This window comes from Kitasatospora sp. NPDC047058 (genome assembly GCF_040643935.1).
GTDB lineage: Bacteria > Actinomycetota > Actinomycetes > Streptomycetales > Streptomycetaceae > Kitasatospora.
In genome coordinates, this window is the sequence record NZ_JBEYVJ010000083.1 from 1 (window position 1) to 14,898 (window position 14,898).

General features: G+C 74.4%; 6 protein-coding genes. 2 read left to right on the forward strand and 4 right to left on the reverse strand.

The window, feature by feature from the left end; all coding sequences use genetic code 11:
• The 3 genes from ABZ885_RS15620 to ABZ885_RS15630 form a co-directional block, all read right to left on the reverse strand.
• A partial coding sequence (locus tag ABZ885_RS15620; RefSeq protein WP_360187964.1) for an ATP-binding cassette domain-containing protein occupies nucleotides 1–653 on the reverse strand: 653 nt, incomplete at its 3' end.
• Between the two features lie 109 nt (nucleotides 654–762).
• A complete protein-coding gene (locus ABZ885_RS15625) occupies nucleotides 763–3,705 on the reverse strand; it encodes a hypothetical protein (RefSeq protein WP_360187965.1) in 2,943 nt (980 codons plus the stop codon).
• Nucleotides 3,702–7,130, reverse strand: a complete 3,429-nt coding sequence (locus tag ABZ885_RS15630; RefSeq protein WP_360187967.1) for an FtsX-like permease family protein — start codon at nucleotides 7,128–7,130, stop codon at nucleotides 3,702–3,704. The genes ABZ885_RS15625 and ABZ885_RS15630 overlap by 4 nt, the downstream gene beginning before the upstream one ends.
• A gap of 281 nt (nucleotides 7,131–7,411) precedes the next feature.
• On the opposite strand from ABZ885_RS15630, the gene ABZ885_RS15635 reads away from it, so the two are divergent.
• Nucleotides 7,412–8,134, forward strand: coding sequence for an ABC transporter ATP-binding protein (locus ABZ885_RS15635; RefSeq protein ID WP_360187969.1), 723 nt, complete (start codon nucleotides 7,412–7,414; stop codon nucleotides 8,132–8,134).
• A 49-nt stretch (nucleotides 8,135–8,183) separates the two neighbouring features.
• Here the strand turns inward: ABZ885_RS15635 and ABZ885_RS15640 are convergent, their stop codons facing one another.
• Entirely contained in the window at nucleotides 8,184–8,750 is a 567-nt protein-coding gene (locus tag ABZ885_RS15640; protein ID WP_360187971.1) for a hypothetical protein, read from the reverse strand.
• A 546-nt stretch (nucleotides 8,751–9,296) separates the two neighbouring features.
• Here ABZ885_RS15640 and ABZ885_RS15645 point away from each other — a divergent pair.
• A complete protein-coding gene (locus ABZ885_RS15645) occupies nucleotides 9,297–14,894 on the forward strand; it encodes a DUF6531 domain-containing protein (RefSeq protein WP_360187972.1) in 5,598 nt (1,865 codons plus the stop codon).
• Nucleotides 14,895–14,898 lie beyond the last annotated feature (4 nt).

Genomic DNA, 14,898 nt, shown 5'->3' on the forward strand with positions numbered 1-14,898 from the left:
TTGCATTTGTGCGTGGTGTTCAGTGGTGTGCTCTCCGCATGGGGGGGTTTGTCCGCCCCCGCCCCGCCGTGGCCCCCCCGCTGCTGCTGGCCGCCGGACATCTCGCCCGGGCGCCGGTGGGCGAGGTCGCCGATCTCCAGGGCCTCCAGCAGCTCGGCCACCCGGGCCGCCTGCTGCCGGGAGCCCCCGCCGCTCCGGCGGCCGCGAAGCTGCATCGGCAGGGCGACGTTCTCGGCGGCGGTCAGGAAGGGCAGCAGGTTCCGCGCGGTCTGCTGCCAGATGAAGCCGACCACCTCGCGCCGGTAGCGCAGCCGGTCACGGGCCGACATCTCCAGCAGGTCGCGGCCGGCCACGACGGCGGTGCCGGCGGTCGGCACGTCGAGCCCGGCCAGGATCGTCAGCAGGGTGGACTTGCCGCTGCCGGAGGCACCGACCAGGGCCACCAGATCACCCTGCCGGATGGTCAGTTCGAGACCCTGGAGCGCCTGCACCTCGATGCCCTCGCTGCTGAAGATGCGCACCAGGCGGTCGCAGACGATCGCCGCGTCACCGCCGCCGGGCGCCTTCGGCCGGACGGCGGCGAGCGCACGCTCCTGCAGCTCCTGGTAGGTGGGGGCCGGGCCGGCCGTCCGGGCCTCGGGGAGGCTGTTCACCGCTGGTCTCCTGTCACCGCTGCGCCGGGGCGCGCCTGTGGCCGCGGTCGTCGCGGGCCGATTCCCTTGCCGTCCGCCCGGCCGTGCCGCCGGGCCCGTCCGCTGTCCGTCAACGCTGCTCCCCCACCCGGAGTTCGGTCGCGATCTGGCGCCGCCCGGAGATCAGCGCCTCGGCCACCACGCCGGCGGTGACCAGGGCCACCAGTCCGAGCACCTGGCGCAGGACCGGCGCCACCGCGGGGCCCAGCCCCGGCGGCACCTCGGCGCCGACCAGGACGGAGAGGTCGAACGCCGGCCCGAGCAGCGCCGTCGCGGCCAGGGCGACCAGTCCGCCGCCGACCGCCGCGACGACGGCCTGCGGTACGGTCTCGGCCAGGATCAGGGCGAGGCCCTGCCGCGGGCGCAGCCCCATGGTGCGCAGCCTGGCCAGCAGGGCGGCGCGTTCCGGTGCGGTCCGCACCAGCGTCAGCAGGACGGCGAGCAGGGCGAACCCGCCGGCGCCGAGCACGGCGGCCCAGAACAGGCGGCCGGCCGAGCGCTGGAGCGGGTCGTCGGCGAACTCGGCGGCCAGCGTCCTGCTGGTGCGCACCTGGTAGCCGCTCAGCAGCGCGTCGGCGGCGGCGCCGTCGGCACCGGCGGCAGGCACCGAGGCGGGCGCTCCGGCGGCGGGCGCTCCGGCAGCGGGCGTTCCGGCAGCCGGTGCGGAGGCCGCCGCCGAGGCCGGCGCGGACGGCTGCGGCGACACGACCCCGGCCGCGTCGGGCGACAGGACCGTCCCGGGGTGCTCGCCGAACGTGACCCGCCAGCCCACCGGCGGCGCCAGTTCGCGCACCAGCCCCTGGAGCTGCCGCTCGTCGATGTCGCCGACCGCGAACCAGAGGTTGGGCCGGCCCAGCTCGGGCCGCTGGGCGACGGCGGGGCCGGACGGCAGCACGACGAACTTGCGGTCGTCGCCGACGAGTGCGGGCGTGGCACCGATCCGGCCGGCGACCGCGGCGTTCAGCTCCCAGCCGTTGGGCAGCCGCAGGCGGTAGCCGCCGGGAGTGAGCTGGTCGCCCAGTGCGGTGCTGAAGAGGGCGGGCACCGGCGCGTCGCCCCCGCCACCGCCGGCGAGCAGGCCCGGGTCGAACCCGCCCCGGCCGACGCTCCGGGACAGTTCGGCATAGGCCGCGGGGTCGACCACCAGGGCGCTCACCCGGGTCGGCGCGACGCCGCTGCCGAGGAGGAACACCTCACTCTCCCACCAGACGCTGGTGGCGAGCCGGACGCCGGGCATCGCGCCCGCCGCCTCGGTGAACCGGTCCGGCAGCGTGGTGCCGGTCGGGGCGGCGACGGCGGCGTCCCCGCCCACGACGGCCCGGGCGGCGCGCAGCCGGGCGCCGTCGACGGCGTCCAGGACGGTGGCCCCGAAGCCGGCCGTGGTGACGGCGAGGGTGAGTGCGACCATCGGCAGCAGCGAGGGGCCGGTCCGGCCGCCGCTGCCGCGGGCGGCGCGGGCCAGGCCGAGGAAGCCGACCAGGCCGGGGCGCCGCCCGGCCGCGCGGGCGAGTGCCCCGACCACGGCCGGCTGGAGCCGGGCGAGCACCAGGCCGCCGGTGACGGCGAGCAGCAGCGGGGCCGCGACGAGCAGCAGGTCCGGCTCCTGGCCGGCCGGCGCGACGCCGCGCCGGCGGACCTCCAGCACGGCCGCGACGGTGACGGCCAGCACCAGGAGTTCGCCGACCAGCCGGCGTCCGGCGTTCCGCCGCCGCGGCCGGGACCAGAACAGGGCCGCGCGGGCGGGGAAGCCCAGCAGCGCGACCAGGGTGGCGGCGAGGGCGGCCAGGACGGCCTCGGTCCAGCGCGGTGTCGACAGCAGCGCGAGGGCGAGTGCGGTCGCGGCGGCGGCCGCGGGCAGCACGGTCACCGCGCCCTCGCCGAGCAGGCGCCGCAGGACGCCGCCGCGGGAGCCCCCGCGGGCCTGGAGCAGCCGCAGCTCGGCGGTGCGCCGGTCGGTGGTGAGTCCGGCGGCCAGGAAGAGCACCACGGCACCGACCGCGGCCAGGCCGGCCGGGCCGATCGCGGCGAGCGGCGCGGCGGCGTTCTGCCGGGCGATGGCCTGGTTGAACGCGGTGGGCAGCTGGGAGCGGAGGCTGAGGTCCTCCCGGCCGGTGTAGGCGGCCAGCGCGACGGCGCCGGGGCCGGTCACGAAGCCGGTGAGCTCCCGGCCGGTCGCGGGCAGGTCGCGGGCGTGCAGCGCCGCGGTGTCGACGGGCAGCCGCCAGAAGTCGGTGGTGTGGGCGCCCCACTGGGCGACCCGCTCCAGCGCGCCGGCGGCGACGAGGCCGTCGGCCTTCAGGGCGACGTGGGGGTTGCCCTCCACGCAGGCGCGGTCGAGGCAGCCGAGGTCGTACCAGTACGGGTCGTGCGGGTCCTTGACGGTGTAGAGGCCGACCACCTCGGCCAGTTCCGGGGCCGGTCCCTCGCCGCCCCGCAGGACGTCGCCGAGCCGGATGCCGATGGTGTCGGCCGCGGCCTTGCTGAGCGCGATCGGCACCGGGCCGTCCTGGCCGCCGGGGCCAGTCGGCCAGCCGCCCGCCACCAGGGTGACCCGCTCGGTGATGCCCTGCAGGTACATCAGGCCGACCCTCGGCTTCAGGCCGTCGGGGCTGGCGTAGCCGGGGTTGGCGATCTCGCGGAACTTGTCGCCGCGCGCCCCGTAGACCGGGCCCGACGCGGCGTACCGGAACGTCCTGCCGGGCCGCGACCCGAGCTTCCGGGCGACCTCGTCGAGGTCGGCGGCGTCGAACCGGTCGTTGGAGGTGGCGACGAGGGTGTTCCAGGCGGGCCCGCGGTCCGCCAGGAAGCGGTGCAGCGCGTCGTCCGTCCCCCGGTCGAGGGCGCGCGGGAACGCGGCGGCCAGGAAGACGGTGCCGAACGCGAGCGCCGCCATGAGCAGGGCGGCGAGCCGCGCCGACCGCAGCCGGGTGCGGACCCAGGGCGCGGGCCGGTGTGCGGAGGTCGGCCGGGCCCCTCCGGCGCGGGGGTTGCGGGTGTCGGCCGGGGTGGTCACATCTCCTCCACGTGCCGCAGCCGGGCGGCCACGTCTCGACGGCGGCGTCCGATCAGGAAGACCGACAGCAGGGGTACGGCGGCGATCGCGGCCGTCAGCAGCAGGGCCCAGCCGAGCGGCAGGACGACCAGCGCCTCGGGCGTCGGCCGGCGGGCCGCCGGGGTGAGCACCACGAACGGCACGATCAGCCGGACGATCAGGGCGCCCAGCCCGAGGCCGGCCAGGCTGCCGAGCAGGACCAGCACGGCCTGCTCGGCCGCGGCGGTGCGGACCAGCCACCTGCGCGGGGTGCCGAGGGCGAGCAGCACGGTGAAGTCGGCGGCGCGCTCCCGGGCGGAGGCCGCCGCGGCGGCGGCGAAGCCGATGGCGGCCAGGACGGTGCTGGCCAGGGCGATGGCGGCGAGGGCGCTCTGCGGGGCGGCACTGAGCGGGTCGGCGAGCAGGCCGGCGGCCACCTCGTCGTTCAGCAGCAGCCGTTGCACGCCGGGGGTGGCGCGGAGCGCGGCGGCCGCCTCGGCGGGCACCCGGTCGCCCGGTCCGGTGGCGGGCAGCCACCACTCGGTGAGGTCCGGCAGCTGGCGCCCGCCGGCGGCGAACAGGCGTCCGGCGGCGGCGAGGTCGACGACGACGGCCTTGTCCCCGGCGACGGGCAGCGAGTCGACCGCGCCGGTGATCCTGAGCCGCAGGCCGACGGAGCCGAACGTCACCTGGACGGTGTCGCCGACGTCCGCGCCGACGCCTGCGAGGTAGCCGCGGGTGGCGAGGGCGGGCAGCACGTCCGGGGCCTCCGTGCCGGCGGGCAGCAGGGTGGCCTGGGTGACGACACCGGTCCCGCGGCCCTTCGGCGCGTAGCGGAGCCCGAGCACCCGCCCGTCCCGGGCCGGCAGCAGCTCGGAGCCGGAGCCGGACTCCCCGGGGGCGGTGCTGGTCCGCCAGGTGAGGCCGGCCGGGGCCGGCACGGCGGTGGCCGGGCCGGTCGCGGTGTCCGCGACGGCGATGCCCTGCACGTCCAACTCCCCGGTCAGGGCGAGGTTCTGGTCGGTGCCGAAGACCACGACCAGACCGGCGACGGTGAGCGGCGCGGCGGGGGCGCCGACCGGGGCGGCGGTGAGGGCGGCGAGGTCCGCGGTCGCCACGGCCCTGCCGTGCACGGGCACGCCGGTCAGCCGGACGCGGTAGGTGTCGCCGAAGCGGTCCCGCACCAGCAGCCAGACGTCCGGCGGCACGGCGGCACCGGTAGCCCCGGCGGCACCGGCGGACGGCTCGTTGACGAGGTCGATGTCGATCCGGGCCGGGTGGCCGGGCAGCGGCAGACCGGCCGCGGCCCCGGTGGGGGCGGGCTGGGCCAGCGGCCCGAAGAGGTCCTTGCCGTGCTGCCCGCCGAGCAGGTCCGGGCGGACCGGGACGCGGTCGGCGAAGCCGGCGGCGTCGAGGGCGAGCACCTGGCCGGTGGCGCCGGCCGGCAGCGTGTGCTCCTGGCGGATCACCGGTATCAGCCGGTCGCCGCCGGGCAGCGCGCCGTAGCGGCCACCCTGGCCCATCGAGGCCAGCTGCGAGCCGGTGATCCGCAGCCCGCCGGCGGTGGCGAAGTCCGCCTGGTCGCGCTGGGATTCGGACCAGGTGCGCTGCTGGCCGAGCGCCAGTACCCCGGTGGAGACCGCGAGCACCAGCAGCAGGACCGGCCCGGTGGCCCGGCCGGGGCGGCGTGCGAGCTGCCAGCCGGCCAGGGCGGGCACCAGGCCGCGGCCCCGGGCGGCGATCCGGCCGCCGAGCCGGGCGGCGAACGGCAGGAGGCGCAGCACCAGCAGGGTGCCCGCGCCGAGCGCCAGCGTGGGGGCGGCGACCAGGACCGGGTCGAGGCCGAGCCGGCCGCTTGCGTCCGTCGACAACCCTCCCTCGTACTGCGCCAGTTGGTAGTAGGCGAGAGCGGCGAGGCCGACCACCGCGAGGTCGGCACCGGAACGCACCGCATTGGCGACCAGCGCCTGCCGGCGGCCCGCACGGCGCAGCACGGCGCTGCCGGCCCCGCGCAGCACCGTGGGGACGGTGGTGAGGAGGACGCAGGCGAGCGCGCACCCGGTGGCGATCGGCCAGAGCGTCCAGCTCAGGCCGGTGTCGAGCGGCACCCGGGCGAGCGGCCCGCGATGGGCGAGGGCGCTCAGCAGCAGCGGGGTGAACAGCGGCGCGAGGGCCGCGGCGGGCACCGCGAGCAGCAGCGCCTCGGTGGCGGAGAACAGGCCGAGACGGGCGCCGGAGGCCCCGCGCGCGGCCAGCAGGGCGTTCTCGCCCTCCTGCCGGGCGGCCATCAGCTGCACCACCAGCAGGAGGACGGCGGCGGCGAGGACGGCGAGTTGGAGCGCACCGATCAGCAGGGTGGAGCGGGCGACCAGTGCACTGGACTCCACCTCCCCTAGCATGACCGGGAGTTCGGTCCGGACCTGCAGCCCGGTCGCCTTGGTGAGGTCGTCGGCGAGGCCGGCGGCGCGGTCGCGCACGGCGGCGGCCCCGGTGTCGCGGATGCCGGCGAAGTCCGCGCCGAGCAGCCAACTGCGGCCGTTCTGCGGGACGACGGCGGTGGTGAAGGCGGAGTCGTCGACCAGCAGCGGCCCGTAGGTGGTGAAGCCGCCGGTCTGGATCTCCCGGCCGCCCAGGGTGTCGAGCCCCCAGTACGGGGTGGCGGGGTCGTCGGCGCGGTAGACCCCGGTGACGCGCACGGTGAGCGGCCGGCCGTCGTAGCGGTCGTCGAGCCGGACGTCGGCGGGCAGGTTCGCGGCGGCGAGGCCGAGCCGGGTCAGCGTGGTCTGCGGGACGGCGACCTCGACCGGCCCCGCGGCGGCGCCCTGGGCCGGGCGCTGGACGGCCGCGGGCCAGCCGCCGGCCAGCAGGTGGACGCGGCCGCGGTCGAGGGAGGCGAGCAGGGTGAGGTCGACGGCCGCCTTCTGACCGCTGGGCGGGGTGGCGGGCGGCGTGGCGGCAGCGGGTGCGGCGGCAGGTGCCCCGGCTGCCGGGAGGCCGTACGAGCGGCTGCGGGCGAGGCTCTCGGTACGGACGGCGAGGCCGCCGAAGAGGCCGCCCCCGTAGGCGGCGACCGCGGCGTCGTCGGCGGACCTCTTGTCCAGGCCGTGCTCGCCGCTCACCAGCACCGTGGTCCGCGCGTGGCCGTCCCCCTGCAGGGCCTGGCGCAGCCCGGCCTCCCCGACCGTACGGTTGAACGCCACCAGCGCGGTGAGCACCGCCGTGGTGATCAGCACGGTGAGCAGGACGGCACCGGCCAGCGGCAGTCGCCCGCGCAGACGGCGCACGACGAAGCCGAGCATCCCGTTCCTCCCCCTGACGACACCCCGGTCCCCGTACACCTGCGAGGCCACCCCGATCAGGGGGCCGGCCAGGGCTGAACGCCCGTCACGGGCCGAGGTGGTGATCACCGGCGCTTGATCACCGGATAGCGGACGATGCTGTCAGATCCGTACTCAGAACGGAAGGGACTTGCGCGAATCATGTAACTGGTGAGCAAATTCTCGGCATTGAACGTTCTCGCTCACGTGACGCACCGCCTTTAAGTCATGGACACATCACAAATGCAAATCCATGACCGCGGCACCACCGAGCCGAAGAACCGCAGTGCCGCAGTACCGAAGTGCCGAAGTACCGCAAAGCCACAGAACCGCAGCACCGCAGGCCCGACAGACACCCAGGGGGACGCCGCATGACGCAGCAACCGGTCGGCACCGTGACCACGTCCACGACCGCGCCCATGGTCGACGTCACCGACCTCCGGCACACCTTCGGCACCGGCGAGCGGGCCGTGCACGCGCTGCGCGGCGTCTCCTTCACCATCCACCGCGGTGAACTGACCGCCCTGAAGGGCCGGTCGGGTTCGGGCAAGACCACCCTGCTCAACCTGGTCGGCGGCCTCGACTCCCCGACCAGCGGGACCATCGCCCTGGACGGCACCGACCTGGCGGGACTGGACGAGGACGGCCGGCTGGCCATGCGCCGGGACCGGATCGGCTTCGTGTTCCAGTCCTTCGGGCTGATCCCCGTCCTCACCGCCGCGGAGAACGTCGGGGTGCCGATGCGACTGCGCAAGGTGCCTGCGGCCCAGCGCGAGGAGCGGGCCCGGACCCTGCTGGCCATGGTCGGCCTCGCCGACCACGCCGACCAGCGCCCCGGGGAGCTCTCCGGCGGACAGCAGCAGCGGGTCGCCATCGCCCGCGCCCTGGCCAACGAGCCCGACCTGATCATTGCCGACGAGCCGACCGGCCAGCTGGACTCCGAGACCGGCCGTTCGATCATGCAGTTGCTGCGCGCCGTGGTCCGCAGCGAGGGCGTCACCGCACTGGTCGCCACCCACGACCCGACCCTGATGGAGCTCGCCGACCGGGTGATCGAGCTCCAGGACGGCCGGATCGCCGAAGCCGCCTCCTGACCCGCCCGGACGGGGAGGTCCGGGGGCGCGTCCGGGCGCGGGTCCTGCGTCAGAGCGCTTTGAGCGCGGCCTCGCACTCACGGCAGCGTCGCGTACGCTGCGAGGGCGGGTACCACGGGTCCCCCGGCCCGGCCGGCTGGTAGGGCTCCCGTTCGAGGTCACGGGTGTCCATCCCGCAGAACGTGGCCGGGCCCGGGTCCTCCGGCACGTCCGGGTCGGGCGGCGCCGCGTGCACCCACCGGATCCGGGCGCCCACGTCGACCTCCCCCGCGTCCAGCACCTCCGTGGACGACTCCAGCTCGACCAGCACGATCACTCCGCTCATACCTCGACCCTGCGCCCCACCGGCACCGCCCGCATCCCGGCCCGGACCCTTCACGCGCCACGCCGTGCCGGCGGTGCCCTGGCGGGCCTGCGGGTAGTGGCGGGCCATGAACTCGGCGGTGATCTCCGTCCGCCGGAGCATGCCCTCGGCCTGTTCGGGGGTGGCCCTGATGCTGTGGCCGACGAGCGGCACCAGCTGCTCCCGGCCGCGCAGCCGGTAGCCGACCCGGGGCCCCTCCGGGGTCTGCACGGTGGCGCCGATGTTCTCGACGGTGCGCGGGCCCACCGACATGAGGACCTGCGCCCCGTACTCGCGGCCGAGGGCGACGCAGTCGCGGATCTCGCCGAGGGTGTGCCGGCTCAGTCCGAAGGTCTCGGTGATCCGGTTGATGGTGAACCCGTTGCGGGCCCCCAGCCAGGGCGGATGCGGTCGAAACCACCCGGAAGGCGGAATCCGGATCGTGATCCGCGCCCGTCAGCCACGTGCCGGGTTCTCGACGCCCGGGCGACGTGGCCGGCCCGGCGAGCAACGCGGAGGCCGGGTGGCGATCCGCCGTCGCCGCGACACCTGGTTCGGGAAGACAGCCATACCGGATGTATCCGCATAGCGACCGCCGACACCAGGCCATCCATGCGCCGGATCCGGCCGATTCCCTTCCGTCGGCGACCTCCTCCAGCGGATGCCCGCACGATCATCCTGGCACTGGTTCGTAGCGCCACTTTCTGCACACGGAAGGACTGTTTCCGAACGATGCGACACATCCGCACGTCGATACTCGGGCTCCTGTTATCGGCCCTGTTGTCACTGACGCTGACACCCCCCGCGTGGGCCGGGCCTTTGGAGGAGCCGGGCAGCGGCACCGCAGCCCACGGCGGCGGTGCGGCACCCCACGCCGCCTCTCCCCCGGCCCCGTGGTCGCTCGACCAGAAGCGCCGTCAGGCCCGCGACCTCAAGGCCGAAGGGCCGACCGGTCCGCCGGCGGCACAGGTGGCGCAGCGGATCGCCGGCCCCGGCACCGAGGGCTTCCACAGCCTCACGGAGGAGGAGTTGCGGGCCCTGTCGTCGGTGGGGGCCCGGCCGGTGTCCGCGAGGAGTGCCCGTGACACGGAGGGTGTGGCAGCGGACTGGCCCTCCGGTCACCCGTACATCGCCGGTGTCCGGACCTTCGTCGACAACCTCCAGAGCGGGAACACCGGGCTGTCGTGGTGCGCGACCTGGGACTTCAATCCGGACACCCCGGCGGCCCTGCGGGCGAGCAGCCGCGGGAACGTCTCGGTCACGTTCTACCGGGCGTCCGACAATGCCCTGATCGCGGGCGACCAGTGGATGGTCTACGAGTCCACCGGATGGTGCTCCTTCAGCGCGCCGATCCAGCGTGGTGTGGCCTACTACGTGAAGGTGCGGTACGGGTACGCGGACGGGAGCTCGGACGAGCTGACGTCGATCGCGGCCCCGCCGGTGCCGGTCGTCGGCGTGCCGGACAACGTGTCGCTCGCGTGCCCGAACTCGCCCTCCAGCACCGGGATCGTGCTGAGCCTGGTGAAGTACTGCGGTGACCCGGTCAGCACCTCGACGGGTGCCTTCGGCGAGGCGGTCACGGACGCCGAACTGCCCGGCCCCGGGCAGCCGTTCAAGCTGACCCGGAGCTACTCCTCCTCGTCGTCGGTCTCCGGTGTGCTCGGCAGGGGCTGGGTCTTCCCGTACTCGGCGTCCCTGAACGTGGGCCAGGCGGTGGTCACCTTCCGGGCCGAGGACGGCTCGCAGGTCGACTACGCGGTCCAGGGCGACGGTTCGCTGAAGGCCACCCGGCCGTACGTCCATTCCAGCCTGCAGCGCCGGGGCGCCGGGTACGTGCTGACCACACCGGACCGGCACCAGCTGGTGTTCGACCAGGCCGGCCGGCTGACCGCCATGGCCGACCCCTCCGGCACCGGCCTCACGATGTCCTACACCGGTAGCCAGCTCACCGGCATCACCGACGGCGCCGGACGGTCCGTCGGCTTCTCCTACACCGGCGGGCTGCTGACCGGCGTGACCCTGCCCGGGCAGCGCACGGTCACCTACCAGTACACGGGCGGGCTGCTCACCGCCGTCCGCGACCCGCGCGGTCAGAGCACCGCTTACGGCTACGACGCGAACGGCCGGCTCACCACCGTCACCGACCCGCTCGGCAAGGTCGTGACCGCCAACACCTACGACGGCTCGGGCCGGGTCGCGAGCCAGGTCGACGCGCTCGGCGGCACGACCACGTTCGGCTACGACACCGCCAACTCCACGACATACGTGACCCACCCCGACGGCGGGATCTGGACCCACGTCTACGCCGGCGGCGTCATCAGCTGGCAGTCCGACCCCTACGGCAAGACCACCCGCTACACCTACGACGGCGCGTTCAACCGCACGGCGTTCACCGACCCGAACGGCAACACCTCCGCGTTCACCTTCGACGCCAACGGCAACGTGCTGACCAGCACCGCCCCGGCACCGGTGTCCGCCAGGCAGACGTGGACCTACGACGGCAACAACAACGTCACCTCGCGCAAGGACGCACTCGGCCGCACCACCACCTACAGCTACAACGCGCTCAACCAGCTGACCGACAGCACCGACCCGGCCGGCGGGAAGACCAGCTACACGTACACCCCGCTCGGCGCCCTGGCCACCGTCACCACGCCCCGCGGGGCCACCACCACCTACGGGTACGACGGCGCGGGCAACCGCACCTCCGTCACCACCCCGCTCGGTGAGAGGACGACGTTCTCCTACGACGCGGCCGCCCGCCTCACCGGCAAGACCGATCCGCGGGGGAACACGGCCGGGGCCGACCCTGCCGCCTACACGACGAGGTACGCCTACGACGCGGGCGGCCTGCTCACCTCCGCCACCGACCCGCTCGGCAACACCACCACGTACGGCTACGACGCGGCGGGCAACCTGACCAGCGTCAAGGACCCCACCGGCAACGTCCTGGCCTACGGCTACGACGCGGCGGGAAACCGCACCACGGTCAAGGAGCCCGCGGGCACCACCACGACCAGCGTCTACGACCCGGCCGGGAACCTGACCTCCGTCACGGACCCGCTCGGCAACAGGGCCACCTACGGCTACGACAAGAACAACCGGCTCACCAGCACGGTCAGCCCGCGGGGCAACGCCTCCGGCGCCACCGCCGCCACGTACACCACCACCTACGGCTACGACGCCAACGGGAACCGGACCACCGTGACGGACCCGACCGGGGCCACCACGGCGACCGCCTATGACGTGATCAACCGTCCGGTCACCGTCACGGACCCGCTCGGCAACAGCGCCTCGACCGCCTACGACGGCGCGGGCCAGGTCACCACGACCACGGACCCGTCCGGCGCTAAGAGCACCATCGGCTACGACGCGGCCGGCCGGCCGACGAGCCTGACGGACGCGCTCGGCAAGACCACCGCCACCGGCTACGACGCCGACGGCAACACGGTCGCGCGCACCAGCCCCGAGGGCAACAGGACCACCTGGACCTATGACAAGGACCAGCGTCCGACCGCCGTCACCGACCCGCGGGGCAACGCCTCCGGCGCCACCGCCGCCACCTACACCACCACCTACGGCTACGACGCCGCCGGGAACCCGACCACCGTCAAGGACTCGCTCGGCAACACGACGGGCACCACCTATGACGCGCTGAACCGGCCGACCCGGGTGACCGACCCGCTGGGCCGGACCACCGCCACCGCCTACGACGCGAACGGACGCGTCACCACCGTGACCGACCCGACAGGCGCGGTGACCACCAACACCTGGAACACGGCCGGCGAGCGGACCGGCAGGACCGACGCCAACGGCCACGTCACCGGCTACACGTACGACGCGCTCCACCGCGTCACGAGCGTCACCGACCCGCTCGGCGGCAAGGTCGGTTACGGCTACGACCCCGACGGCCACGCCACCACGACCACCAACGCCCGCGGCCTGACGGCCACCGTCGGCTACGACCCGCGCGGCCTGCCCACCGGCACCACCTACTCCGACGCCACACCGGCCGTCTCCCGGACCTACGACAAGGCCGGGCGTCCTGCCACCGTCGCCGACGCCACCGGAACCCGCGCTCTGGGCTACGACCCGGCCGGGCGGCTGACCTCCGTCTCCAAGCCCACCGGCGGCACCGGCTTCGTCTACGCCTACGACCCCGTCGGCAACCTGACCAGCCGCCAGTACGCCGACGGCCGCAAGCTCACCTACGCCTACGACGGCGACCGCCGCCGCACCCGGCAGACGGTCGACGGCGCCAGCACGCTCTACGCCTACAACCCGGCCGGGCAGCTGACCGGCACCACCCTGCCCGCCACCAACGGCTACACCGAGACCCGCACCTACGACCCCGCGGGACGCCTCAGCGCCATCGCCGGCACCAAGGCCGGCACGACCCTCGCCTCCTGGCAGCTCACCCGCGACGCGGCCGGCCAGCCCACCAGCGTCACCGCCGACCGGCTCGGGCTGGGAGCCGGTGTCCAGACCTATACCTACGACCAGGCCGGACGCCTGCTCTCCGGCTGCCCCGTCTCGCCGTCCACCGTCGGCTGCGCGAGCGGCACGCTCACCTACACCTACGACAAGGTGGGCAACCGCCTCACCCAGACCGACGCCTACGGCACCACCACCTCCACCTACGACGCGGCCGACCAGCTGACCAAAACCAGCATCGGCACGGCCACCACCACCTACGCCCACGACGCCGACGGCAACCTGACCAGCGTCAAGAACCCCTACCGCGACCAGACCGTCGCCAGCGGCGCGAGCCTCGCCCCCGGCACGATCCTGACGTCGAACAACGCCCGGCTGATCATGCAGGCGGACGGCAACCTCGTCCTGTACCAGATCGACACCGGCCTCGCCGTCTGGTCCACCGGAACCACCGGCCACCCCGGCGCCCGCGCCACCCTGCAGGCCGACGGCAACCTCGTCGTCACCGACACCGGCGGCGCCGTGCTGTGGAGCACCAACACCGCCGGAAACACCGGGGCCGTGGCCAAGGTCCAGGACGACGGCAACTTCGTCCTCTACGACGCCGCCAACAAGGCGCTGTGGTCCTCCAAGACCTACCGCGACCCCCTCGCGATCCACGCCACCACCTACACCTACGACGCCGCCGGGCGCCCCAGCACCATCGTCGGCAAGCAGACCTTCACCTTCACCTACGACGCCGACGGCAACCGGGTCACCACCAAGACCAACGGCACCCTCTCCCGCACCCTCACCTGGGACGTCAACAACCCGATCCCGCAGATCGCCACCGAGACCAACGGCTCCGGCGCGCTGATCGGCGACTACACCTACAACCCCCTCGGCCTCCCGCAGAGCCAGCACGACTCCGCCGGGGCCACCTACCACCACCACGACTGGCTCGGGTCCGTCACCGACCTCACCAACGCCACCGGTGCCCAGCAGAGCCGCACCTCCTACGACCCCTACGGACGGTCGGGCACCGCCACCACCGCCACCGGCGCTCCGGCCACCCCGTTCGGCTTCGCCGGCCAGTACAACGACCCGGTCGTGCCCGGCAAGCAGTACCTCCGGGCCCGCGAGTACGACACCGCCAACGGCCGCTTCAACAGCCGCGACCCCCTCGCCACCCCGGCGAACTCCCCGTACACCTCCGCATACGCCTACGCGGCCGGCGCGCCCACCGTCTACACCGACCCCACGGGTCTGTCGCCCGAGGACGACGACCCGGAGGACATGACCTGGTACGAGGCCATCGGCAGCGGCCTCGTCAAGGGCTTCAAGGCCCCGTTCGTCTTCGGGAACGACGCCTACAACGCCCTCGCGGGGAACGACGGCGGCGTCGGCGCGTTCGTCGACAAGTACGTCCCCGTCCGCCCGGCCTACGCGATGTACGTCGCGGAGAGCAAGCTCCGCGAGTTCGGCTGCAACAACGTCGCCGACATCGTGCGGAAGAACGCCGACGAACTGGCCCAACAGGTCGCGGTGGCCGGCCTCGGCGGCCTGAGCAGGTGGATAACCGGCCCCGGGAAGCTCGAGGCGTCGGTGGTCACCGATCAGCTCTCCAGCCTCGAACGTGAAGTGGCCCTCCAGCGGGCCAAGCGGACCGGCACCGGCCCCAAGATGCTCATGAACACAGACGTGATCCAGGCCACGGCGAAGAAGTTCGGCATCGACTACAGCGGCATCAGGGTGGAACTGCGGAAGGCGACCGCCGGTCTCGGCGGCTTCACCAAGCCGGACCAGACGGTCGTACTCGCCCGCGACGCCTTCCTGAACGAGGAGACGCTGGCCCGCACGCTGTTCCACGAGAAGATCCACGTCGAGGACATCCGACGCGGACTGCCCTATCCCAAGTCGCAGGAGGAAGCGGAACCGTGGGAAGACCGCGCCTACGCCCAGGAGGAGGAGTGGTGGCAGAATGTCGGGAGGCACGTCCGTTAGGGGC

Excerpts from the sequence above, each read along its gene's own strand:
- ABZ885_RS15635 (WP_360187969.1), top strand. The coding sequence starts at position 7,412 with ATGACGCAGCAACCGGTCGGCACCGTGACCACGTCCACGACCGCGCCC.
- ABZ885_RS15640 (WP_360187971.1), bottom strand. The coding sequence starts at position 8,750 with ATGTCGGTGGGCCCGCGCACCGTCGAGAACATCGGCGCCACCGTGCAG.